The sequence below is a fragment of the Archangium gephyra genome, assembly GCF_049060025.1.
Classification (GTDB): Bacteria; Myxococcota; Myxococcia; order Myxococcales; family Myxococcaceae; genus Archangium; species Archangium gephyra_A.
Window position 1 is genome coordinate 78,570 of the sequence record NZ_JBMEQQ010000002.1, and the last position, 24,346, is coordinate 102,915.

Here is a 24,346-nt window from a genome sequence, read left to right on the forward strand (position 1 = left end):
TCAGTTGTAGTCAGCGCGCAGCGAGAGGTTCTGGTAGCCGCCGCGAGCCCCGAAGATCTTGATGTAGTAGGTGCCGGGGCGGGTGTTGTTGAGGTTGCAGTTCTCGGAGTTGTGCTCCTTCACGTCGCGGCAGTCGTACTCGAAGAGGCTGGGCGCCGAGCCGTGCTGCACGTAGAGGTCGGCGTTGCCGGTGCCGCCGAAGATGCGGACGTGGACGTTGTTGGTGTCGCCGTTCTTCCGGGCGGGAACCACCAGCTTGTAGACCTGATCGGAGCCGGGCACGCCGGAGAGGCCGTCGAGCTGCACGCCGCCCTCGATGGGGATGTAGCCACCCTTCCAGGTGACGGTCAGCGTCACGCCGGAGTAGGCGCTGAAGCCGTTGAGCATGACGTACCAGGTGCCCTGGGCGGGAGCGGCGAAGGCGCAGCTCTCGGCGTTGCCGGACTTGTAGGGACGGCAGTCGTACTGGGTGGTGGTCGGCGCGTTGCCGTAGCGAACGTACATGTCCGCGTCACCCGTGCCACCGGCGATGCTGACGTTCAGGTCGAACGCACCCTCGGGCACCTGGAAGCTGTAGTACGCCTTGGCGCCGCGGGCACCGGAGATGTCCGTCACCGGCGTGTTCTTCTCCACGGGGGTGTTGACCGGGGGAGGCACGGGCACGCCCACGCCCACGGCCTTCCAGGCGTTGGAGACGGAGGCGATGGTGGCCGCGTCGTAGCCGAGCTGCTGCGCGGCCTGCTCGGTGGCGATCTTGGCCTGCTCGAACGTGGTGCTCGGCGTCATCAGGTCCACGTTGGCCTTGTAGAAGATGCGCGAGGCCTTCTCGATGCCGATGCCGGCCACCACCTGGGTGGTCTTCCCCTTCGGGTGGGTACCGCCCTGGCTCAGCAGGTAGAAGGCCAGGTTGGAGATGCCGGAGCTGTAGTGCACGTCCACGCCCGAGGAGTAGTCCGGGTAGTAGTCCAGGGACACGCCGTCCTGGGTGGGGTTGGCCATGTAGCGCAGGGCGTCGCCCGGGGTGGCCGGCGTCCAGACGTCGTCGCCGATGAGCCAGGTGCGAGTGCTGACGACCTTGCCGTCGCCGTACCACTCGCACACGGCGCCGAAGATGTCGGACATGGACTCGTTGAGGCCGCCGGACTCACCCGAGTAGATGAGGTCGGACTCGTTGTCCGTCACGGCGTGGGTCAGCTCGTGGGCGGTGACGTCCAGCGAGTTGGCCAGGTTGGAGGCGGTGACGTTGTCGCCGTCGCCGTACACCATCTGGGTGCCGTCCCAGAAGGCGTTCACGTACTTGACGCGGTGGTGCACGGTGCTGATGAGCGTGGCGCCCGCGTTGTTGATGGAGTCACGGCCGTACAGGCTGCTGTAGCAGTCGTAGACGGTGCCCAGGTGGTCGAAGTTGGTGTTGACGACCGGGTCGGCCACGGGGGCCTGGCCCTCGCTGCGGGTCAGGGTGCCGGGCAGGGTGGACAGCGTCTTGCCGTCGTACAGCTTGCGGTTCATGCCGGTGTGCACGTGGGGGACGCGCAGCAGCACGGAGCCGTCGGCGGCGTTCACCAGCACCGAGTCGTCCACGGGGGTACCGTCGGCCTGCTCACCGGTCTGGCGCACCTCGTAGACCAGCTCGAGCTTGTCGCCGTTGCGGTAGTAGAAGAGCTCCGGCGAGCCCGCGATGCGGGAACCCTCGGGAGCCTCGCGGTCCTGCTCCGCCGCGACCATGGCGGCCTCGGGGGCCACGGTGGCCTTCGCCGGGCCCACCAGGTCACCGCGAACGTTGGTGTTGGCCGCGAAGATCTTCCCGCCGCGGGCGTGCAGGCGCAGCTCACCGCCGTAGATGGCGCGGCCGTTGTGGCTCACGGCATAGCGGTAGTGGGTGTCACCCTGCGCATCCGTGTAGGCGCGCGTGAGGGTCAGGTTGCCCGCGTCCAGCTTGAACTGGGGCGCGATGCCGGCCAGGGCCGGGCCCAGGTCCGCGGTGAAGGCCGCCTCGGGGGAGGCCAGCTCGGGCAGGCTGCCCAGGTCACCGGTGATGAAGCGGGCCGTGCCCGACTCATCCGCGTCCACGACATTGTTGCCGAGTGCGGACGCCAGCGTCCGGACCGCCCCGGGCTTGTTGTTGTCGGTCGTGCTGCCTTCGGTGCAGGCGCCCATCATCAACGACAGGGCCGCGACTCCCATCACTCCACGGATGCGATTTGCCACTGTGCTGCCTCCTGATCCCTGTGCCTCAAGGATGAAATCAGTGTGCCTGATGGGGCTGACATTTTCAAGGATTCCTGACAAATTACATCTTTCATGTTTTAATAAATTGTAAGAAAGATTTAGAGTTCAAGGTTTTCAGGGGAGGCGGAATCCGGAGGGGATGTGTGCTGTGGGGAGGGGCGGCATCTGGTAGAGGGACGCGGCTGAGGCTGCCATGCGCCTGCTCTACGTCCTCGCCAGCTATGTGCTGTTCGCCGTGCTGTTTCCGGTGTTGTCGCTGCACCGCAAGACGCGGCACGGGCTGCGGCAGCGGTTGGGCTTCTACGCGGAGGGAGAGCTGCCGGCGCGAGGGCCCGGGCCGACCATCTGGATGCACGGGGCGAGCGCGGGAGATCTGCTGGCGCTCTCTCCGATGTTCGGACCGTTGAGGGCGCGCTTTCCGGGGTGCCGCATCGTGCTCTCCACGATGACGAACTCGGGCTACATGATGGGGCGCGAGCGCCTGGCGAAGCAGGTGGACGGGGTGGTGTACGCGCCGTACGACCTGTGGGGCGCGACGCGGCGGGCGGTGAAGGCCATTGGCCCGGACCTGTTGGTGCTCGAGTACACGGAGATCTGGCCCAACCTCATCCGGGCGGCGAGCCGTGCGGGAGGGCGGGTGGTGCTGACGAACGGGCGTTTCTCGCCGGCGCACCAGGGGAAGTACCGGCTGTTGTTCGGGCTGATCGGCAACCCGCTGAAGGACATGGAGCTGTTCCTGATGCGGGGGGAGGACGAGGCGGAGCGGGTATTGGGGCTGGGGGCGCCGGGCGAGCGGGTGATGGTGACGGGGAACACGAAGTTCGACGCGTTGGCGGCGGCGGATCAGGGGCAGGAGGACGAGACGCTGCGGAGCGCGCTGGGGCTGCGGGTGGGGGAGCGGGTGTGGATCGCGGGCAGCACGCACGAGGGCGAGGAGGAGCACCTGCTGGAGGTGTACCGGAAGCTGCTGGAGGCGCACCCGGACCTGAGGCTGGTGATCGCGCCGAGGTACATCGAGCGGGCGGGGCGGATCGCGGGGTTGGTGAAGGAGGCGGGGCTGAGCGTGGGGTTGCGCTCGAAGGGGAACGAGGAGGGCGGGCAGGTGGTGGTGCTGGACACGATTGGGGAGCTGTCGAGGGCGTACCGGCTGGCGACGTTGGTATTCGTGGGCGGGTCGTTCACGACGAGAGGTGGGCAGAACATCCTGGAGCCGGCGGGGCAGGGGAAGCCGGTGCTGTTCGGGCCGCACATGGAGAACTTCCGGGACAGCGTGCAGGTGTTGGTGGGGAGGGGAGGCATCCAGGTGAAGGATGGGGAGCAGCTCTACCGGGTGATGACGGAGCTGTTGGCGAAGCCGGAGACGGTGGGTTCGCTGGGGGAGCTGGCGAGGGCGACGGTGAGACAGATCTCCGGAGCGAGTCAGCGCAACGTGGAGCACATGGCGAGCGCACTGGCGAAGTCCCCCAATCCGCCCCCTGCGCCCAATCCTCCCACTGCGCCCAATCACCCCTCGCCCTCCGGGAGAGGGACGGGGTGAGGGTGCCCGTCACCGTGATGGCCACTGAGAGCAAGGAGCGAGACCGGCGATGAGAATCCTGCATCTGCTCGCGAGCCCGTTCTGGAGTGGCCCCGCGGAGAACGTGGCGCTGTTGGCGTTGGCGCAGCGGGAGGCGGGGCACGAGGTGACGGTGGCGGTGGATCGCCTGCGGACGGAGGTCACGTCGGAGGAGCCCTCGGTGCCGAGGTTCCAGGCCATGGGGCTGCTGGACGAGGGCGGGCTGGAGCTGTCGGTGAAGTCGAGGCCGTGGAGGGTGTGGGGAGACACGAGGAGGCTGAAGGGGAGGAGCGTGGACGTGGTGCACGCGCACTTCACGCACGATCACCTGGTGGCGAGGTGGGGAAGGCCGGGGGGCGCGGTGTTGATCCGGTCGGTGCACGCGCCGAGGTCGCTGAGGGCGTCGCTGCCGGCGGCGGACGCGTACACGGTGCCGTCGTCGTCGCTGATCACGAAGCTGGTGGGGAAGCGGGTGCGGGTGTTGCCGCCGCTGGTGGACGCGATGTTCCGGCCCGCGGAGGACCGCGAGGGACTCCGGAGGGAACTGGGGCTGACGGGGACGCCGCTGGTGGGGATGGTGTCGACCTTCCAGGCCTCGAGGAGACATGCGCTGGCCGTGGGAGCCTTCGCGAGGCTGCGCGAGAAGAACGCGGGAGCGAGGCTGGTGCTGGTGGGGGATGGAGGGTTGGTGGAGCCGGTGCGCGAGCAGGTGAGGAGGTTGGGGCTGGAGGAGGGGGTGACGTTCGCGGGGTACCAGAAGGGGGAGGCCTTCGCGCGCTGGCTGAAGGCGCTGGACGAGGTGTGGGTGCTGGGGTTGGGGAACGACTGGAGCGCGAGGGCGGCGGCGCAGGCGAGGGCGTGTGGGGTGAGGGTGGTGGCGGTGGACGAGGGCAACCTGCCGGCGTTGGCGGATGCGCTGGTGGAGGAGCTGACGCCGGAGGCGGTGGCCGCGGCCTCGGAGCCGGGGGCGAGGGCGTTGGTGGAGCACCCGGGCAACGCGAGGATCGCCGCGGACGTGCTGGCGCTGTACGAGCAGGCGAGGGCGGAGCGGTGAGCGCGGAGTCCCCGGGACAGCAGGGGCCGACGGCCATCGAGCGGGTGTTCTACCCGGAGAGGCCGGAGCCCTGGAGCCGGAAGGCGATGCTGGCGCCGTTGGGGGTACTGGCGTGGGGCTACGGGGCGGGGGTGAGGCTGAGGGGAGCGCTCTACGACGCGGGGGTGCTGCGAGGCGAGCGGGTGGAGGGGCTGCGGGTCATCTCGGTGGGAAACCTGAACGTGGGAGGGACGGGGAAGACGCCGGCGGTGCTGTACCTGGCGGAGCTGCTGGTGCGGGAGGGGAAGCGGGTGGGCATCCTGACGCGAGGGTATGGGCGGCGCTCGAAGGAGCCGCTGACCTTCACGGGAGCGGGGCCGTTGCCCTCGGTGGAGGAGGCGGGGGACGAGCCGTTGTTGCTGGCGCGCCGGTGCCCGGAGGCGAGGCTGTTCGTGGGGGCGGATCGGCGGGGGCTGGCGAAGCGGGCGAGGGACGAGTTCGGGGTGGAGGTGGTGCTGCTCGACGACGGCTTCCAGCACCGGAGGTTGGCGAGGGACGAGGACGTGGTGGTGGTGGACGAGGCGGTGGGCTTCGGCAACGGACGGATGTTGCCGCGAGGCCCGTTGCGCGAGCCGCTCTCGGGGTTGAGCCGGGCGACGCTCTTCTGGGTGCGAGCCGCGGCGGTGCCCGGGCCGGAGTTGCCGCCGTTACCGGCGCCGAGCGTGAGGACGCGCTACCGGCCCACGGCGTGGGTGGATCCGGCGGGAGTGCTCCACCCGGTGGAGGCGCTGTCGGGAGAACCCGTGCTGGCACTGGCGGGGCTTGCTCGGCCGGGGGGCTTTCTGCGGACGCTGGGGGAGTTGGGGACGGACGTGAGGGGGACGGCCTTCTTTCCGGACCACCATCGCTTCAGCGAGCGGGAGCTCCACGAGGTGAGCAGCCGGGCGGCGAGCCTGGGGGCGCGGGTGGTGACGACGGAGAAGGACCGGGTGCGGCTGCCTGGGGGCTTCGAGACGTGGACGGTGCGGCTGGGAGTGGAGGTGCTCGAGGGCGAGTCGCACCTTCGCCGGGCGCTCGGGCTCGGGTAGGAAAAGGTCGGCTTGTGGAAGGGAAGTTGCTGTGGGACAACGCGCCGCCATGGCTGCCGTCCTGCCCGCCCGAGTGACATCTCCCCCCTTGGCTCAGTTTGCATTGGCCTTCGCGCGCCGGAGGGTGCTGCTGGTGGGGGACCTGGTCGCGGACCACTACATCTACGGACAGACGGACCGGGTGAGCCGGGAGGCTCCGGTGCTGATCGTGCGCCACGAGTCCTCGGAGGTGAAGCTGGGGGGCGGGGCGAACGTGGCGGCGAACGTGCGTTCACTGTCGGGGCAGGTGACGGCGGTGGGGCTGCTGGGCGTGGACGAGATGGGGAGGGCGCTGCGGAAGCTGTTCGATGAAGCGGGGATCGAGCTGAGCGCGGTGAGTGCGAAGGGCGTGGAGACGGAGACGAAGACGCGCATCCTGGCGGGAGGGGTGAACACGACGCGGCAGCAGATGTTGAGGCTGGATCGCGGGCAGAGGGGACCGTTGCCGCCGAAGCTGAGAAGGGCGTTGGTGAAGCGGGTGGAGGAGGCGGCGAAGGACGCGGATGCGGTGGTGGTGTCGGACTATGGAGCGGGGGTGGTGGGGGAGGAGATGAGGGAGGCGTTGCGCAAGCTGGCGGCGGACGGGCTGCCGGTGTGCGTGGACAGCCGCTACAGCCTGTCGGCGTTCACCGGAGTGACGGTGTGCAAGCCCAACGAGCCGGAGCTGCACTCCCTGGTGGGGAGGCCGTTGAGGACGGACGCGGACCTGGTGGAGGCGGGGCACGAGGTGGTGCGCCGGCTGAAGTGCCAGGCGCTGTTGGTGACGAGGGGCCGGCACGGGATGGCGCTCTTCGATGCGAAGGGTGGGTTGGACGTGATTCCGGTGCATGGGGCGAAGGAGGCGGTGGACGTGACGGGGGCTGGGGACACGGTGATCGCGGCGTTTTCGCTGGGGTTGGCGGCGGGAGGGAGCTTCGGGGACGCGGCGAGACTGGCGAACGTGGCGGGGGCTCTGGCGGTGCAGAAGCCGGGGACGGCGACGGTGGCGAGGGACGAGCTGTTGGGTGAGCTGCGGGGTGCGCGGTGAGGACGTTGGACAAGGTGCAGCGGCTGGCGGAGGTGGTGGAGCAGCGCGAGCGCTGGAGGGCGGAGGGGAAGACGGTGGCGCTGGCCAACGGGGTGTTCGATCTGATCCACGTCGGGCACGTGCGCTATCTGGAGGGGGCGAAGGAGCTGGCGGACTGCCTGGTGGTGGCGGTGAATTCGGACGCATCCACGAGGGCGTACAAGGGGCCGGGCCGGCCGCACATTCCGGAGGGGGAGAGGGCGGAGATGGTAGCGGCGCTGGCGTGTACGGATCGGGTGATGGTGTTCGACGAGCCGAACGTGAGGAACATCATCCGGGCGCTGAAGCCGGACGTGCACGTGAAGGGGACGGACTACACGCCGGACACGATTCCCGAGGGCGATGAGGTGAGGGCCTACGGGGGCCGGGTCGCGGTGGCGGGAGACCCGAAGAATCACAGCACGACGGATCTCGCGCAGCGGCTGCAGGCGGAACGCGGAACGAAGTAGGGGTGAGGCAAATGAGGCTCCCCGACTGGTTGCTCTCGACGTTGGCGTGCCCCCGGTGCAAGGGTCCGCTCACGCCAACACCACCCACGACAACCCGCCCAACAACCCTCCCTCTCCCTCAGGGAGAGGGTCGGGGTGAGGGTATCGGTCCCCCGGGTTCCAATTCCGGGAGCACCACTCCGGCCGAGCTGTGCTGCGCGGCCTGTAGCCTCGCGTATCCCATCCGTGACGGAGTCCCGGTGCTCCTACCCGAGGAATCCCGTCCTCATCCCGGCTCAGGAAACTGAATTCCGGGTCGTGAGCCCCTGCGCGAAGGCGCTCACCTCCTCGAAGACGCGTGCGGGCAGGTCTCCACCGGAGTCGACGACGGGAGTCAGGTCGACCATGCGGTGGGGCGGGAGGGGGTGACCCCAGCGGGCCATGTCCATGCGGAAGAAGAGTCCGAGGGTAGGGGCGCCGACGGCGACGGACAGGTGCATGGGGCCGGTGTTGTTGCAGACGGTGAGGCCTGCGGAGCGCATGAGGGCGGCCAGCTCATCGATATTGGTAGGAGGGGCGAGCTGGGAGCCCGGGGCGGAGGCGACGACGGAGCGGGCGAGCTCCTCCTCACCGGGGCCCCAGGTGACGATGGGGGTACGCCCGGAGGCGACCAAGGCGCGGGCTGCGGCGGCGAAGGCTTCGGGAGGAATGCGTCTCCATCCCAGTCTCCCTCCGGGATTGACTACGGCACGGGGCGAGCCGGAGCCGGCCTCGAGCCATGAGCGGAACGAGTCGCTGACATGGGGAGTGCGGAAGGACATCGACTCGCGGGGAGCGCCTGGCACGAGGGGCGAGAGCAGGTGCACGCGTTGGAGCACCTCGCGGGTGGTATCGGAGCGGGCGGGGACGGAGATCGAGTGGAGATACCGGACGGGCCACTGGTGGGGGCCGATGACGATGGCGCGAGGCCCCACGAGCCGGGAGATGAGGGCGGAGGTGACGGAGGGCGTGGACCAGTTGGAGCAGTCGACGACGACGTCATAGCGCTCGCGCCGGAGGGCGCGGATGCCGGGGGCGAGGGCGCCGAGCCAGAGGCGGCGCCGGTCGAAGGGGATGATGCGATCCGCCTCGGGATGGCCGGCGATGACGCGGGCGACCTTGGAGTGGACGAGGACGTGGACCTCCGGGGGCTGGGGGGCCGCCTTGAGGGTCGTGAGGAGGGGAGTGGTGAGGAGCGCCTCCCCCACCCGGTTGTCGATCCGGACGAGGAGGACGCGCCGGGGGGAGGGGAGGGGAGTTCCCGGCGTCCGCCGCCGGCCGGGACGCCAGAGGAGGGCGGACGCCACCAGAGCGAGTGCCAGTTTCGCCCACAACTCGAGCCGCTTGTGCCAGACCATCGGGGGGCGGACCATAGCAGAGAGGATCCGCGCAGGTGGCTTGACCTGTTGGCCGGAAGCGCCTAGCAAGCCGCGAATGCTGAAGAGCATGACTGGATTCGGAGCAGGGCGCGCGCGGGTGCGTGACGAGGAGTTTTCCGTCGAGCTGCGCTCACTCAACCACAAGTTCTGCGAGGTGAAGGCGCGGCTGCCGCGGGAGTTGGCGGCGCTGGAGTCGGTGCTGGTGAAGCAGGTGAAGGACCGGCTCGCCCGCGGCTCGGTGGAGGTCTTCATCAAGAGGCAGACGGCGACGGCGGCCGGGACGGTGCCGGTGGTGGATATCGGGCTGGCGCGGGAGTACGCGCGGGCCTACCGCCAGGTGGCCGAGGCGCTCGGGATGATGGCGGAGGTGTCCTGGACGCATGTGGCCAACCAGCCGGGGGTGATGCGGCTGGAGGAGCGGGGGATGGACGTGGAGGCGGCCACGCAGGCGGTGCAGGAGGCGCTGGCCCAGGCGATTGGAGCGCTGGAGCAGATGCGCCAGGTGGAGGGCGAGGCCATCCGTGCGGACCTGGAGGCGCGGCTCGGGCTCATCGAGCGCTGGAGCCATGAGGTGGCCCAACTGGCGCCGAGGTCGGTGGACGAATACCGCCAGCGGCTGGCCGAGCGCGTGGCCGAGCTGGCGCGAGGCATCTCCGTGGACGAGCAGCGGCTCGCCCAGGAGGTGGCCGTCTTCGCCGAGCGGACGGACATTGCCGAGGAGATGACGCGGCTGGCGAGTCACCTCGAGCAGTTCCGTCAGCTCATGGCGGGGAGCGAGCCGTCCGGCCGCCGCATGGACTTCCTCGTGCAGGAGATGCACCGCGAGGTGAACACCACGGGCTCGAAGAGCCAGCACGCGGAGATTTCCTCGCGCGTAGTGTCGATGAAGGCAGAAGTCGAGCGCATCCGCGAACAGGTCCAGAACGTCGAATGAACGAGCCCACTCCTCTCCAGCCCGGTCTCCTGCTCGTCCTCTCCGCGCCATCGGGGACGGGGAAGACATCCTTGGCGCGCCGCCTGCTGGCCGAGCTGCCGGACGCCATTTTCTCCGTCAGCGTGACCACCCGGAAACCCCGAGGCCGGGAGCAGGATGGGGTGGACTACCACTTCGTGGACGTCGCCGCCTTCCAGGAGCGGATCGAGCGGGGGGAGTTCGTCGAATGGGCCGAGGTCTACGGGCACTTCTACGGCAGCTCCCAGTCGGTGGTGGACGAGGCGCGAGCCCGGAAGGGCGTGGCCATCTTCGACATCGACGTCCAGGGCGGGCTTGCGATCAAGCGCAAGCAGCCTGACACGGTGCTCGTCTTCGTCGTTCCTCCGGCGATGGATGAGCTCGAGCGGCGGTTGCGCGATCGCGGGACGGATGCGGAGGAGACCATCCGCCGCCGGATGCTGGCTGCCCGCTCGGAGATCGAGCGGGGAGTCGCTTCGTACGACTACATCATCGTGAACGACGACTTCGAGCGCGCCTATAGAGACCTGCACGCGGTGGTCATCGCCGAGCGCAGCCGGCGGGGGCGGGTGGATCTCTCGAAGCTGAAGTTGGAGAAGGCCACGCCCTGAGTTTCTGGGGCTGACCGGCGGGAATGGCGCGAGCGGCCGGGAGGGTTTCCCCTACACCGCCGGGATTCGGAGCGGGAAGTCCTGGCTCTGGATGGTGCCGTCGAGACTGCGACGGAGAGTCCAACTCGGGGCATACGGGAGGGCGCAGGTGAAATAGCTTGCGCCGCCTGATCGGTTGGTGGATAAGCCGCCTCACCCCACGGCGCGGTGTCACCCAGGTGACACTCCAGCGAAGCGGGGCTTGTTCTTTTGATCAGCAATAAGACCGAAGGTCGGCATCGCCGCGCCAGATGATGGTTGCAGCGGCTAGCCGGAGCCGGATGGGACGGGTCGATGAAGTTGACAAGTCCACAAGGCGGTCATAGATACTGAGAACCTCGCCAGCACCGCTGAAAAAAGCGGACGGCGAGCGGAATCAACCGGCGGAAATCAGCGGTTGACTCCAGACCGGGCGAGGCGGTAGAAGCCGCGCCCCTCGGACGGAAAGGCGAAGTCGCACTGGCGACGGAGGCCCCGGACGAAGCAGTGAAAGACGAAATACGAAGTCGGCGAGCGAAGTTGACTCCCAACGCGGTGGTGGTAGAAGCCGCCTCCCCTCGAAACGGCGAAAGTCGCAGTGAGGTGGAAGAAAGAGTCGACGAAGCGAGTTGACAAGAGACGCGGAAGCGAAGTAGATTCCGCGCCCCTTCGAAAGGAAGAAGCAAAGCGCGAAAGCGCGGTGTTGAATCCAGACGAGGCGAAGCGGTGAAAACGAAGCGGCAACGGCCGCTTGACAGAAAAGCCGCTTCGAAATAAAGAGTGCAGCCCCCGGGGTTGAATGGGGTGCAGCGCAGCAGCAAGCAGGACGGTAGCACACAGTCGCAACAGCAACAAGCGGCTCGGTCTTTGAAAACCAAATAGCAAGCCCAAGAAGAAGACGATTGCGGAAACCGCAGTCAATTCTAAATGGCGCCTCAAGAGAGTCGGCGTGAGTCGATTCCGGGGTGCCCTGAACAGCGAAGTCGGGAGTTCCTTAGCCGGACCCTGACGATGCCGGTTCAAAACACTTCAAATTAAAATTGGAGAGTTTGATCCTGGCTCAGAACGAACGCTGGCGGCGTGCCTAACACATGCAAGTCGAGCGCGAATGGAGCAATCCTAGTAGAGCGGCGCACGGGTGCGTAACACGTGGATAATCTGCCTGGGTGTCTGGGATAACCAGTCGAAAGATTGGCTAATACCGGATAAGCCCCCGGGAGCTTCGGCTCCTGAGGGAAAAGGTGGCCTCTGTATACAAGCTATCACATCCAGATGAGTCCGCGGCCCATCAGCTAGTTGGCGGGGTAATGGCCCACCAAGGCAACGACGGGTAGCTGGTCTGAGAGGACGATCAGCCACACTGGAACTGAGACACGGTCCAGACTCCTACGGGAGGCAGCAGTGGGGAATTTTGCGCAATGGGCGAAAGCCTGACGCAGCAACGCCGCGTGTGTGATGAAGGTCTTCGGATTGTAAAGCACTTTCGACCGGGACGAAAACCCTGAGGCTAACATCCTCAGGCTTGACGGTACCGGGAGAAGAAGCACCGGCTAACTCTGTGCCAGCAGCCGCGGTAATACAGAGGGTGCAAGCGTTGTTCGGAATTATTGGGCGTAAAGCGCGTGTAGGCGGCTTTGCAAGTCGGGTGTGAAAGCCCTCAGCTCAACTGAGGAAGTGCGCCCGAAACTGCAGAGCTTGAGTGCCGGAGAGGGTGGCGGAATTCCCCAAGTAGAGGTGAAATTCGTAGATATGGGGAGGAACACCGGTGGCGAAGGCGGCCACCTGGACGGTAACTGACGCTGAGACGCGAAAGCGTGGGGAGCAAACAGGATTAGATACCCTGGTAGTCCACGCCGTAAACGATGAGAACTAGGTGTCGTGGGTGTTGACCCCCGCGGTGCCGTAGCTAACGCATTAAGTTCTCCGCCTGGGAAGTACGGTCGCAAGACTAAAACTCAAAGGAATTGACGGGGGCCCGCACAAGCGGTGGAGCATGTGGTTTAATTCGACGCAACGCGCAGAACCTTACCTGGTCTTGACATCCTTGGAATCCCTCAGAGATGAGGGAGTGCCCGCAAGGGAACCAAGAGACAGGTGCTGCATGGCTGTCGTCAGCTCGTGTCGTGAGATGTTGGGTTAAGTCCCGCAACGAGCGCAACCCTCGCCTTTAGTTGCCGCGCAAGCGGATCTCTAGAGGGACTGCCGGTGTTAAACCGGAGGAAGGTGGGGATGACGTCAAGTCCTCATGGCCTTTATGACCAGGGCTACACACGTGCTACAATGGCCGGTACAACGCGTCGCCAACCCGCGAGGGGGAGCTAATCGCATAAAACCGGTCTCAGTTCAGATTGGAGTCTGCAACTCGACTCCATGAAGGCGGAATCGCTAGTAATCGCGGATCAGCACGCCGCGGTGAATACGTTCCCGGGCCTTGTACACACCGCCCGTCACACCATGGGAGTCGATTGCTCCAGAAGTCATCCCACCAAGGGGTGCCCAAGGAGTGGTCGGTAACTGGGGTGAAGTCGTAACAAGGTAGCCGTAGGGGAACCTGCGGCTGGATCACCTCCTTTCTAAGGAGACCGGGTGCACGGCGCGCGCTTCGGCGCAGCAGGGTGCACCAGCAGCGCAAGCTGCCATAGGTCGACCAGGTCAACGTTTCGCAATCGTTTTGGGCTTGCTGTTTGGTTTTGAGGGACCGAGTCCACGCGACTTGGCTCTTTGAAAGAGAAGTAGCTGAACGGGTAACTCACCAACTGGGCCTATAGCTCAGCTGGCTAGAGCGCGCGCCTGATAAGCGCGAGGTCGGTGGTTCAAGTCCACCTAGGCCCACCAGTTTCCCAGCGGGGAAGACGGGTGAAGCGATGACAGCCGGCAGGTTGGAGTACCACGACGCATTTCCGGGGCTGTAGCTCAGCTGGGAGAGCGCTAGCTTTGCAAGCTAGATGTCGTCGGTTCGATCCCGATCAGCTCCACAAGTTTCTGAGAAGTCCTCAGAGCGTTCTTTGACAAGTGCATACGAAGGGTAGAATTCAATTTCTGCTGAGAGAAGTTCGACTCACCAGCCGAAAGCGAGACTGAGCCGAGAGGCCAGGCGCGCTGGAAGCAGGTGGGCTCAAGCAAATGCATTCTTCCGGGTCCGCAGCGAAGAGCTGGGGCCTGGACCTTGGTCTCGAGTCAGTTGAAGTCTCGCCGTGAGGCGGGCTTGCGAGAGATTAAGGTAAGTAAGCTACTAAGGGCGTGCGGTGGATGCCTAGGTGCCAAGAGGCGAAGAAGGACGTGGGTGGCTGCGAAAAGCTCCGGGGAGTTGCCAACCGAACGTTGAGCCGGAGATGTCCGAATGGGGAAACCCAGTGCGGTGAAAACCGCATTACCTCGGCCTGAATACATAGGGCCGAAGGAGCGAACCAGGGGAAGTGAAACATCTCAGTACCCTGAGGAAAAGAAAACAATGAGTGATTCCCGGAGTAGTGGCGAGCGAAACGGGAACAGCCTAAACCGATGTCACGCAAGTGGCAGCGGGGTTGCGGGTCCGCGGTAGGACCTTTGCCGGTTAGCGGAAGTACCTGGAAAGGTACACCAAAGAGAGTGACAGTCTCGTACGCGAAAACTGGTGGAGGCCGAGCGGGTTACCCAAGTAGGGCGGGACACGTGCAATCCTGCCTGAATCAGCCGGGACCATCCGGTAAGGCTAAATACTCCTTGGCGACCGATAGTGGACTAGTACCGCGAGGGAAAGGTGAAAAGAACCCCAGTGAGGGGAATTAAAAGAACCTGAAACCGCATGTCTACAAGCAGTCCGAGCACTACGGGGCAACCCAGTGCGAGGGCGTACCTTTTGCATCATGATTCGGCGACTTAATGTACGTAGCGAGGCTAAGCCGATAGGTGGAGCCGGAGCGAAAGCGAGTCCTAAATGGGCGACTACAGTTGCGTGCATTATAACCCGAAGCGGGGTGATCTACACATGGCCAGGTTGAAGTGAGGGTAACACCTCATGGAGGACCGAACTCATGAAAGTTGAAAATTTCTGGGATGAGCTGTGTGTAGGGGTGAAAGGCCAATCAAACTCCGTGATAGCTGGTTCTCCCCGAAAGATATTTAGGTATCGTCTTGGGTAATTCAATACTGGAGGTAGAGCACTGGAACGGCTAGGGGTCTCACCAGATTACCAAACCGTACCAAACTCCGAATGCCAGTAATTGTTAGCCCGGGAAGCAGTCAGTGGGTGATAACGTCCATTGGCAAGAGGGGAATAACCCAGACCGACAGCTAAGGCCCCCAAGTCTAGTCTAAGTGAACACTAGAAAGGATGTGGCAGGTCATTGACAACCAGGAGGTTGGCTTAGAAGCAGCCATCCTTTAAAGAAAGCGTAATAGCTCACTGGTCGAGACAGGCCGCGCCGAAAATGTAACGGGGCTCAAGACTAGCGCCGAAGCTTCGGATTGCATACGTCAGGCGTATGCAGTGGTAGGGGAGCGTTGCAACTACGGCGAAGGTAGACCGCAAGGGCTGCTGGAGTGGTTGCGAGTGCTGATGCCGAAATGAGTAGCGATAAAGGGGGTGAGAAACCCCCTCGCCGTAAACCCAAGGTTTCCTGGGTCAAGTTAATCTTCCCAGGGTTAGCCGGAACCTAAGCCGAGGCCGAAAGGCGTAGGTGATGGAAAGCAGGTTAATATTCCTGCGCCATCTTGTAGACGTTGAACCGAGGAAGGACGGAGAAAGCTAGACGAGCTGGCCGGTGGTTGTGCCAGTCCAAAGGCGTAGGGGTGTCGCGTACGATGAAAAGGCGCGGCAGCTATCCCCGAGACCCCATGGCGTCCCGCAAGGGATTAGTCGTTGATGCTCGGCTTCCAAGAAAAGTTCCGCGGGGAGTCTACAGGGTGTCCGTACCGCAAACCGACACAGGTGGGTGAGGAGAAAATCCTAAGGCGCTTGAGAGAACTCTCCTCCAAGGAACTAGGCAAATTTCCACCGTAACTTCGGAAGAAGGTGGGCCTCTGGTAGGTGTAGGCGTACAGCCGAAGCCGAGAGAGGTTGCAGAGAAATGGCGGTAGCGACTGTTTACCAAAAACACAGGACTCTGCGAAGGCAAGAAGCCGACGTATAGGGTCTGACTCCTGCCCGGTGCTGGAAGGTTAAGGGGATTCGTCAGCCGCAAGGCGAAGCGATGATCCGAAGCCCCAGTAAACGGCGGCCGTAACTATAACGGTCCTAAGGTAGCGAAATTCCTTGTCGGGTAAGTTCCGACCTGCACGAATGGAGTAACGACTTCCGCACTGTCTCGGAGAGGGACTCAGCGAAATTGAAATAGCTGTGCCGATGCAGTTTACCCGCAGCAAGACGGAAAGACCCCGTGAACCTTTACTACAACTTGACAGTGACACTAGGGTTCGACTGTGTAGGATAGGTGGGAGCCTTTGAAGCCGGGCCGCTAGGTTCGGTGGAGGCAACGGTGAAATACCACCCTGTCGGATTCTGGTGTCTAACCATGCTCCTTTAGCGGGAGTTGGGACACTGTCTGGTGGGTAGTTTGACTGGGGCGGTCGCCTCCCAAAATGTAACGGAGGCGCGCGATGGTTCCCTCAGCCCGATTGGAAACCGGGCGTCGAGTGCAATGGCATAAGGGAGCTTGACTGCGAGACCGACAGGTCGAGCAGGTGCGAAAGCAGGTCATAGTGATCCGGTGGTCCTGAATGGAAGGGCCATCGCTCAACGGATAAAAGGTACTCCGGGGATAACAGGCTTATCTCCCCCAAGAGTTCACATCGACGGGGAGGTTTGGCACCTCGATGTCGGCTCATCGCATCCTGGGGCTGGAGCAGGTCCCAAGGGTTTGGCTGTTCGCCAATTAAAGCGGTACGCGAGCTGGGTTCAAAACGTCGTGAGACAGTTTGGTCCCTATCTGCTGTGGGCGTAGGATACTTGAGAGGCTCTGACCTTAGTACGAGAGGACCGGGTTGGAGACACCGCTGGTGTACCAGTTGTCTCGCCAGAGGCATCGCTGGGTAGCCATGTGTCGATTGGATAACCGCTGAAAGCATCTAAGCGGGAAACCGACCTCAAGAACAGGTATCCCGGGCGCAAGCCCCTGAAGACCCGTCGAAGACTACGACGTTGATAGGCCGGGTGTGTAAGCGCGGTAACGCGTTGAGCTAACCGGTACTAATTGGTCGTGCGGCTTACTTTACCTCAATCTCTCACGAGCTCCACCTCAACGGGGGGGCAACAAGGGATTCGAGTCCAAGGTCGAGGCCCCGAGCGCGCTCCCGAAGAGCGGCGCCGGGCCCGGAAGAAGGCACCAGCTTCTCCAGCTAGAAATTGAAAACTACCCTTTGTATGCACGCGTCACATGTTTTCCGGTGGCAATGTCGGAGGGGTCCCACCCGTTCCCATCCCGAACACGGAAGTTAAGCCCTCCAGAGCCGATGGTACTCCGCGGGAAACCGCGCGGGAGAGTAGGTCGCTGCCGGATTTTTTTTGAAGGCCCCGAGTCCTCACACACGTGAGGACTCGGGGCCTTCGCCTTTGCGGGCTCCTGCCCGGTGCTCCGTGGCGCTTGGGCTTGGGCCAGGTCCGGCAGCTCGTGACTCTGCTTGAGAGGGGCCGGGCACAGCGGCCGGCCGGCAGTCGCGCGGCAGTCCTCACAAGACAGCTTGAATGGTTCAAGTGGCTGGAACTCTTGAGGAATCTGCCGTCGGGGGTGGTTTGACTCCCCGTCCGTGCTCCGTCTAAAGTCCCGGGTTCGTCCGGTTTTCCACCCACTGCTCCCCCCTGAGCGGAACTGTGGCCTTCCGGGTGCGGGCGGATCCACGCAATGAAGAAGCCGACCTCATTTGGGAAGTACCTCCTCCTCGAGCGCATCAACGTTGGCGGCATGGCGGAGGTCTTCACGGCCAAGGCCTTCGGCGTCGAGGGGTTCGAGCGGATCCTCGCCATCAAGAAGATCCTCCCGACGATGGCCGAGGACGAAGAGTTCATCACGATGTTCATCGACGAGGCGCGGATCAGCGTCGAGCTGAACCACGCCAACGTCGTGCGCATCGACGAGCTCGGCAAGCACGAGGACACCTACTTCATCGCCATGGAGTACGTGGCCGGGCGGGATCTGCGCACGCTCCTGGAGCGCTACCGGCGGCGCAAGGAGATCATGCCCACCGCCCAGGCCGTCTTCATCGCCTCGAAGATGTGCGAGGGCCTCGACTACGCGCACCGCAAGAAGGATGCGCGCGGACAGGACCTGGGCATCATCCACCGCGACGTCTCTCCGCAGAACATCCTCATCTCGTACGAAGGCGAGGTGAAGATCATCGACTTCGGTATCGCCAAGGCGGCGAACCGGTCGCAAAAGACGCAGGCCGGCATCCTCAAGGGCAAGTTCGGCTACATGAGCCCGGAGCAGGTCCGCGGCCTGCCCATCGATCGCCGCAGCGATGTCTTCGCCGTGGGCGTCATCCTCTACGAGATGTTGACGGGCGAGCGGCTCTTCGTCGGTGAGTCGGACTTCTCCACCCTGGAGAAGGTTCGCAACGCCGACGTGCCCATGCCGCGGCAGTTCAACCCCAACATCCCGGCGGGGCTCGAGAAGGTCCTGATGAAGGGCCTCGCCCGTGATGCGGAGGATCGCTACCAGTGGGCCTCGGATCTCCAGGAGGATCTGATGCGCTTCCTCCTGGCCGGCGATGCCATCTACTCGTCCAAACATCTCTCGGCCTACATGAAGGAGGCCTTCGCGGAGGACATCGTTCGCGAGGCCGAGAAGATGGAGCGCTACGCCTCCGTCGAGCGCCCGGAGCAGATCGAGACCACCGGCGTCACCGGAGAACTGTCCCGCGCGCCGCGCCGGCAACAGTCCCTCCCCGCGATGCCCTTGACTGGCCGCGCTCCCACGGCGCCGGCCCAGCCCGCGGTGAGCAGCGGTTACGTGCCTCCCCCCTCCGAGGACGAGCTGGCGGAGCTCGATGGCGCGGGCGACAAGACGCAGATCTTCGACCCGTCCCTGGTGGTCCCACGGCCGGATTCCTCCAGCTCCGGGTCCTCGTCGAGCGTGCTGGTCGACGACACCCTGACGGGTGAGACGAGCTACCCCCCCGAGGATGACGCCCCGGCCCCTTCTGCTCGCGACAGAGGCCGTGGCGGCAGGCAGCAGGTCGTCATCGGCGACGAAGAAGGGGAGGGCTACGCGGGCGCTACCGTCGTCGGACCCGCTCCCACGGCGCGCCCCGAGCCCCAGGAGTCCAATGCCACCCGCGTCGGGCAGGTCGAATCGGGGAGCACCATGCTCAGCCCGATGCCCACCGGCCATCGCAGGCGGCTGACCCTGGAGCAGGAGCAGGACTCCTCCCATCACGAGGACGAGCAGCACCTGTCCGAGGAAGAGGCTTCGGACGAGTACGGAGAGCAGCACTCTCCTGGTGAGGTGGACGATCCCCAGGAAGTGGAGACGACCGGCCCCATCACCCTCCCACAGGAGGCAGAGGAGCCCGCTCCCCAGAAGTCGAAGCCCACGCCCCAGAAGAAGGCTCCGCGTGCCGCCGCGGCCCCGGGCGGCAAGAAGCTGCCTTCCAAGGCCATCATCGGCATCGCCGCGGGGGCCGTGCTGTTCGTGCTCGCGATCCTGGGCGCCGTGGTGTTCTCCGGACCCAACACTGGCAGCGTGATGATCTCCGTCCAGCCCGCCCAGGGCGCGGAGGTCCGGATCGACGGGAAGTTGGTCGCCCAGAACCAGGTCATCGAGTTGCTCGAGGGCGCTCACAAGCTGACCGCCACCGCCCCAGGCCATCTGCGCTCGGAGCAGATGGTCACCGTCACCAAGGGCCAGCGCGCCCAGGTGTTGACCGTGAGGCTGGAGGCCGAGCCTCCACCCGATGAGACCGGCACGCCAGCGGCCAACGATCCCCAGGTCGCCAGCGCCACGGGGACCGGTACGGGAACTGGCACCCAGGAGGAACCGCCATCCGGTTCCCCGTCCGAGCAGAACGCTCCCCAGACCGCGTCCGCCACCGGCTCCACTCCGGAGCAGGGGACGGACACCCGGCCCGCGGCCGTCGAGCCGCCCAAGCCGACCACCTTCGAGGCCGTGTTCGTGGGGGATTCCGGCGCGGAGATCGAGGTGGCCGGCAAGCGCGTGGGTAAGACGCCCGATGCGAAGCTCGCCAACCTCACCATCGGGAAGACCTACGCCTTCACCGTCACGCGCGCCGGCTACAAGCGGTTCTCCGGTAAGTTCCGCTCCGAGGGCGACACGGAGGTGGAGGTGCCCTTCGAGCTCGAGAAGGAGGAGCCCGCCCCCGCCCCCGAGCGCACCGTCTCCAGGCCGTCCTCCCAGGAGAAGAGCACCCGGTCTTCTTCCCGCTCGGTGGCCAAGGGCAAGCTCGCCTGCAGCTCCCGTCCTCCGGGTGCCCAGATCTGGGTGGACGGCAAGAACACCGGCCGGCAGACCCCCGTGGCGCTCGGCAATCCGCTGCTCCTCCCGGTGGGCAGCCGCACTGTCGTCTTCAAGCTCGGCGGCAAGCAGAGCAAGCCCCAGAAGGTCACCATCTCCGAGGGGGATGTGGCCAAGCTCATCAACATCCCCCTCGAGTAGTCACGCATTCGTTGCCCTCTTTCCAATGTTGGGTAAAGAGGGACCTCCATCCGGGCTTCCGGCTTCCGGGCCCCGGTTCCCTTTCAAGGTGGATCGCCATGACCACGACGCCCATCCGCGGCAAGGCCGCCTCGGCCGGACCCGCAGAGCAGCCTTTCTCCTATCCGCTCCGCCGTGAATTCGTGGAGCCCGACTGGCGTCGCCTCCCCGGCTACAAGGCCGTCACCCAGGCCGAGTGGGAGAAGCTCCGTCTGGCAGCGCAAGAACACCGTCAAGAACCTCAAGGAGCTCAAGGCCGCCCTCGGCCACTTCCTGCCGGATGACCTCCTGGCCAGCATGGAGCGCGACCAGCAGGAGCGGGCGACGATGTCCATCCTCGTCCCGCCCCAGATGCTCAACACCATGGACGAGACGGACCTGTGGAACGACCCGGTCCGCCGTTACATGCTGCCCGCCTTCGACGACCGGCACCCCGAGTGGCCCAACCACCCCAAGGCCAGCCGCGACAGCCTCCACGAGGCCGACATGTGGGCCGTGGAAGGGCTCACCCACCGCTACCCCACCAAGGTGCTGGCGGAGATGCTCCCCACCTGCCCCCAGTACTGCGGCCACTGCACCCGCATGGACCTCGTGGGCAACGACGTTCCCCAGGTCCAGAAGCACCGCTTCAACATCGGCCAGAAGGAGCGCTACGAGCAGATGCTCGACTACCTGCGCCGGACGCCCACCGTCCGCGATGTGGTCGTCAGCGGCGGGGACATCGCCAACCTCCCCATCCAGGCCCTCGAGCCCTTCGTCAGCGCCCTGCTCGACATCCCCAACATCCGCGACATCCGCCTGGCCTCCAAGGGCCTCATGGCCATCCCCCAGCACTTCCTCCAGGACTCCGTCCTCCAGGGGCTGGAGCGGCTCGCCAAGAAGGCCAATGAGCGCGGCGTGGACCTCGCGCTCCACACCCACGTCAACAACGCCCGTCAGCTCACCCCGCTCGTCGGCAAGGCCGTCCGCAAGCTGCTCGACATGGGCTTCCGCGACGTGCGCAACCAGGGCGTCCTCCTGCGCGGCGTCAACAGCACCCCCAAGGATCTCCTCGAGCTGTGCTTCACCCTGCTCGATCACGCGAAGATCCTCCCGTACTACTTCTACATGTGCGACATGATCCCCAACTCGGAGCACTGGCGGCTCAGCGTGGCCGAGGCCCAGAAGCTCCAGCACGACATCATGGGGTACATGCCCGGCTTCGCCACCCCGCGCATCGTCTGCGACGTGCCCTTCGTCGGGAAGCGGTGGATCCACCAGATCTCCGAGTACGACCACGAGCGCGGCATCTCCTACTGGACCAAGAACTACCGCACCGGCATCGAGGGCAATGACCCCGACGCCCTCTCGCGCAAGTACGAGTACTTCGACCCGATCTACACGCTGCCCGAGTCCGGTCAGCAGTGGTGGCGTGATCAGGCCAAGGCGGCGTAATGCTCCCCCCAGTGCCGCCCTCCAAGGGCGCTCCCGCGCGTCCGGCCTCCGAGGCCGGGCGCCGTTCCCTTTTTCCCGACGCCACCGACGCCGAGTGGTCCGACTGGCGCTGGCATCAGCGCCACGCCGTGCGCAGCCTCGCGCAGCTCGAGAAGTACGTCCTCCTCACCCCCGACGAGCGCGCCGGCGTGCAGGAGACCTCCGAGCTGTTCCGCATCGGCATCAGCCCGTACTACCTGTCGCTCATCGACCGGGACCATCCGTTCTGCCCCATCCGGATGCAGTCCATCCCCGTGCGCGCCGAGGCCCGCATCCGCCCCGGTGAGCTCGCGGACCCCCTCGGCGAGGACAAGACCCGGCCCGAAGAGGCCATCGTCCACAAGTACCCGGACCGCGTCCTCTTCCTCGCGCTCGACACCTGCTCCGTCTACTGCCGCCACTGCACCCGCCGCCGCATCACCAAGGGCGGCGAGGCCGAGCTCACCAAGGAGCAGATGCGCCGCGGCCTCGAGTACATCCGCCGCCACCCCGAGGTGCGCGATGTCCTCATCTCCGGCGGAGATCCCTTCCTCCTCTCCGAGGAGCGGCTGGAGGAGCTGCTCGCCCCCCTCCACGAGATTCCCCACGTGGAGATGGTGCGCATCGGCACCCGCGTGCCCGTGTGCCTGCCCATGCGCGTCACCGACTCGCTGGCCCGGCTCCTGCGCCGCTACGCCCCCATCTACGTCGTCACCCACTTCAACCACCCGAAGGAAGTGACCCCCGAGGCCCGCGAGGCCTGCGAGCGGCTCGTGGACCACGGCGTCCCCGTGGAGAACCAGGCCGTCCTCATGCGGCAGCTCAACTCGGATGCCCGCATCATCCGGGAGCTTCTCCCACGCCCTGCTGCGCATCCGCGTCCGCCCCTACTACCTCCACCAGATGGACGTGGCCCAGGGTTGCGAGCACCTGCGCACCCCCATCTCCAAGGGCATGGAGATCCTTCAGCAGCTCCGCGGCTACACCACCGGGCTCGCCGTTCCCCACCTCGCCGTGGACCTCCCCGGCGGCGGCGGCAAGGTGACGCTCCAGCCCGACTACGTCCTGGAGCGCGGCGAGCACGAGACCGTCTTCCGCAACTACAAGGGCGAGCGCTACGCCTACCCCGAGCCCGAGCAGACCGACTGCTCCTGCCCCTACGACTCCGTGTGGCAGGCCCGGCGTTGGGGGTAGGGCAGGGCGCTCACTCCTCCACGGGCGGGGCTTGCTCCTCTCCCACCGGAAGGCCGTGCTCCACCACCGGCGCCGCGCCTTCCTGCTCCTCCAGCATCACCGGGTTCTCCTCGTTGATCCCCTGCTGGATCTGGATCTCCCCCGGCTCCTTGTCCCGCGGGGACTTCGCCGCTGCCTTCTCCTTCTCCTCCAGCGCCTTCTCCGCGGCCGCTACCTGCTCGTTCTGCTTCGGTCCCATCCGGGCTGATTGGCGCGCGTAGTCCTTCGCCGTGACCCCGTGCTCGTCCATCACTTTCTGCACGGCCTCCTGCTGCTCCCGGATCATCTCCCGCCGCTCGGCCGCGCTCAGCTCGGAGGACTTCTTGTTTCCGTGCGCCGCGTTCACCTTGTCCACCGCCGCCTTCTCGGCCCGGCGGATGCGCGCGAGTTGCTCGGGGGTCAGTTCCCCCGCGAGCGCGAGGTTCGGCGTGATGAGCCAGGTCGACAGCAACAGCACGGACAGACGGCGGGACATGAGGGCTCCTGGATGGGCCCTTCCATCGTACGGGAGGTCCGGGGCCCACGGGTAATCCGGTGGCCCGAGGCTCGACTCCACGGGGCCAACCCGGGATTCGTGGCACCCTCACCCCGTCCCTCTCCCGAGGGGAGAGGGGAGAGGGGGCCGGGAGGGGAACAGGCGGTTCCGGGCAGGTGGATTCAGCGGTTCCGGCAGCGCGTGCAGCCGTCCGTCTTCTCCGCGCACGACTCCCTCGCCCGGGCGCATCGCCGCGGCAGATCCATCCGATCCGGATGGCGCTCCACCACCGCGCACAGGCCCTCCGCTACGTCGCACGTCTGCGTGGACAGGGTGCACTGCTCCGAACAGGACAGCTCTTCCCCCGCGCCCCGCGTCAGCAGCTCCTCGAGCCGCGCCTCGTAGGTGGTGAGCTGGTCATCGTCCGAGCCGGCCACCCGGGTGTCCACCTGCTTGGGACATCCCACGAGGGCCAGAGTGAGCAGGGCAAGGGTGGCTATGCGCATGCCCCTCCCTTATGCGTCACCACCCCCTCCGTCCAGGGCCTCAGCGCTCCATGGACCGCGGTTGGACACGCCGCTCCGGCGTCTCCTCGGGGCGGTTGCAGTACAGGAACGCCGTCAGCCCCACCAGCACCAGCACCGCCAGCCGTCTCAGCCACTCCTCCCGCTGCCCCGTCGGTGACTCTTCCTGCTCGCGCTCGGCCTCCTCGAACGCCTTCGCCACCTCCGGCCCCAACGCTCGCAGCCTCCGGCACACCTCCACCGTCTCCGCCAACGCCGGAGGCACCGCCGACGTCTCGCGCTCCAATGCCTCGGTCAACCCTCGCGCCCAGACGTCCTCCTCCACGTCGCTCTCCGGCTCCCGGGAGGGCAGGGCCGCCGCGGCGGTCAGCGCCAGCCCCGCACGCAGCAGGTGCACGCGGAAGGCCTCCGGCGTGATGCCGTAGAAGGCCGCGCTCTCCTTCAGCGAACGGCCCTGGACCAGCCGCGTCATGAGAAAGGCGGACGGGCGATACGGCAGCGCTCGCAGCGCCGCGACGAGCTCGGCGGTGGAAAGACGGGAAGCGTCGGGGGCAGGGGACACGGGGGCGGCATTCTCCGTCATCCCCCGGCTGATTTCT

Annotated in this window: 14 protein-coding genes, 2 tRNA genes, 3 rRNA genes and 2 pseudogenes; 16 read left to right on the plus strand and 5 right to left on the minus strand. The window is 65.7% G+C overall.

The window, feature by feature from the left end:
- Positions 1 to 2,208 (minus strand): M4 family metallopeptidase, encoded by a 2,208-nt coding sequence (locus tag ACN28I_RS00450; RefSeq protein WP_420940225.1) that lies wholly within the window; start codon positions 2,206 to 2,208, stop codon positions 1 to 3.
- Positions 2,209 to 2,422: 214 nt separating this feature from the next.
- Between ACN28I_RS00450 and ACN28I_RS00455 the strand changes: the two genes are divergently transcribed.
- The 6 genes from ACN28I_RS00455 (at position 2,423) to ACN28I_RS00480 (ending at position 7,746) form a co-directional block, all read left to right on the plus strand.
- Positions 2,423 to 3,766, plus strand: a complete 1,344-nt coding sequence (locus tag ACN28I_RS00455) for a 3-deoxy-D-manno-octulosonic acid transferase (RefSeq protein WP_420940226.1) — start codon at positions 2,423 to 2,425, stop codon at positions 3,764 to 3,766.
- A 49-nt stretch (positions 3,767 to 3,815) separates the two neighbouring features.
- Positions 3,816 to 4,838, plus strand: coding sequence for a glycosyltransferase (locus ACN28I_RS00460; RefSeq protein WP_420940227.1), 1,023 nt, complete (start codon positions 3,816 to 3,818; stop codon positions 4,836 to 4,838).
- A gap of 86 nt (positions 4,839 to 4,924) precedes the next feature.
- Positions 4,925 to 5,905, plus strand: coding sequence for a tetraacyldisaccharide 4'-kinase (gene lpxK, locus ACN28I_RS00465; RefSeq protein ID WP_420948533.1), 981 nt, complete (start codon positions 4,925 to 4,927; stop codon positions 5,903 to 5,905).
- 49 nt (positions 5,906 to 5,954) lie between these two features.
- Positions 5,955 to 6,971, plus strand: a complete 1,017-nt coding sequence (locus ACN28I_RS00470; protein ID WP_420940228.1) for a bifunctional heptose 7-phosphate kinase/heptose 1-phosphate adenyltransferase — start codon at positions 5,955 to 5,957, stop codon at positions 6,969 to 6,971.
- The gene (locus ACN28I_RS00475) at positions 6,968 to 7,459 is read left to right on the plus strand and encodes an adenylyltransferase/cytidyltransferase family protein (RefSeq protein WP_420940229.1); all 492 of its coding nucleotides are present in this window, start codon (positions 6,968 to 6,970) and stop codon (positions 7,457 to 7,459) included. The genes ACN28I_RS00470 and ACN28I_RS00475 overlap by 4 nt, the downstream gene beginning before the upstream one ends.
- 11 nt (positions 7,460 to 7,470) lie before the next feature.
- Positions 7,471 to 7,746: a Trm112 family protein gene (locus ACN28I_RS00480; RefSeq protein WP_420940230.1), complete on the plus strand. Its 276-nt coding sequence runs from the start codon at positions 7,471 to 7,473 to the stop codon at positions 7,744 to 7,746.
- Here ACN28I_RS00480 and ACN28I_RS00485 read toward each other — a convergent pair.
- A complete protein-coding gene (locus ACN28I_RS00485; protein ID WP_420940231.1) occupies positions 7,735 to 8,835 on the minus strand; it encodes a glycosyltransferase family 9 protein in 1,101 nt (366 codons plus the stop codon). The two genes, ACN28I_RS00480 and ACN28I_RS00485, sit on opposite strands and share 12 nt — an antisense overlap.
- Positions 8,836 to 8,911: 76 nt before the next feature.
- Between ACN28I_RS00485 and ACN28I_RS00490 the strand changes: the two genes are divergently transcribed.
- The 10 genes and pseudogenes from ACN28I_RS00490 to ACN28I_RS00535 all read left to right on the plus strand — a co-directional run bounded on the left by ACN28I_RS00490 (position 8,912) and on the right by ACN28I_RS00535 (position 22,709).
- Positions 8,912 to 9,790, plus strand: coding sequence for a YicC/YloC family endoribonuclease (locus ACN28I_RS00490; protein WP_420940232.1), 879 nt, complete (start codon positions 8,912 to 8,914; stop codon positions 9,788 to 9,790).
- Positions 9,787 to 10,419, plus strand: a complete 633-nt coding sequence (gene gmk / locus ACN28I_RS00495) for a guanylate kinase (protein ID WP_420940233.1) — start codon at positions 9,787 to 9,789, stop codon at positions 10,417 to 10,419. Before ACN28I_RS00490 ends, gmk begins: the two co-directional genes overlap by 4 nt.
- A 1,055-nt stretch (positions 10,420 to 11,474) precedes the next feature.
- Positions 11,475 to 13,010 (plus strand): 16S ribosomal RNA (locus ACN28I_RS00500).
- 185 nt (positions 13,011 to 13,195) lie between these two features.
- Positions 13,196 to 13,272, plus strand: a tRNA-Ile gene (locus ACN28I_RS00505).
- Between the two features lie 67 nt (positions 13,273 to 13,339).
- Positions 13,340 to 13,412, plus strand: a tRNA-Ala gene (locus ACN28I_RS00510).
- Between the two features lie 247 nt (positions 13,413 to 13,659).
- Positions 13,660 to 16,628 (plus strand): 23S ribosomal RNA (locus ACN28I_RS00515).
- A 168-nt stretch (positions 16,629 to 16,796) separates the two neighbouring features.
- A 5S ribosomal RNA gene (rrf, locus tag ACN28I_RS00520) occupies positions 16,797 to 16,913 on the plus strand.
- The 16S, 23S and 5S rRNA genes sit together here with 2 tRNA genes alongside, the layout of an rRNA operon.
- A gap of 342 nt (positions 16,914 to 17,255) precedes the next feature.
- Complete coding sequence (locus ACN28I_RS00525) at positions 17,256 to 20,024, plus strand: protein kinase domain-containing protein (RefSeq protein ID WP_420940234.1); 2,769 nt, start codon at positions 17,256 to 17,258, stop codon at positions 20,022 to 20,024.
- 98 nt (positions 20,025 to 20,122) lie between these two features.
- Positions 20,123 to 21,497 (plus strand): annotated as a pseudogene (locus ACN28I_RS00530) (KamA family radical SAM protein).
- Positions 21,497 to 22,709: pseudogene (locus ACN28I_RS00535) on the plus strand (KamA family radical SAM protein). Before ACN28I_RS00530 ends, ACN28I_RS00535 begins: the two co-directional pseudogenes overlap by 1 nt.
- A 10-nt stretch (positions 22,710 to 22,719) precedes the next feature.
- Here ACN28I_RS00535 and ACN28I_RS00540 read toward each other — a convergent pair.
- The 3 genes from ACN28I_RS00540 to ACN28I_RS00550 all read right to left on the minus strand — a co-directional run bounded on the left by ACN28I_RS00540 (position 22,720) and on the right by ACN28I_RS00550 (position 24,330).
- Complete coding sequence (locus ACN28I_RS00540; RefSeq protein WP_420940235.1) at positions 22,720 to 23,223, minus strand: hypothetical protein; 504 nt, start codon at positions 23,221 to 23,223, stop codon at positions 22,720 to 22,722.
- Positions 23,224 to 23,405: 182 nt separating this feature from the next.
- Positions 23,406 to 23,729, minus strand: a complete 324-nt coding sequence (locus ACN28I_RS00545) for a hypothetical protein (RefSeq protein WP_420940236.1) — start codon at positions 23,727 to 23,729, stop codon at positions 23,406 to 23,408.
- A 40-nt stretch (positions 23,730 to 23,769) separates the two neighbouring features.
- Complete coding sequence (locus tag ACN28I_RS00550) at positions 23,770 to 24,330, minus strand: hypothetical protein (RefSeq protein ID WP_420940237.1); 561 nt, start codon at positions 24,328 to 24,330, stop codon at positions 23,770 to 23,772.
- Positions 24,331 to 24,346 lie beyond the last annotated feature (16 nt).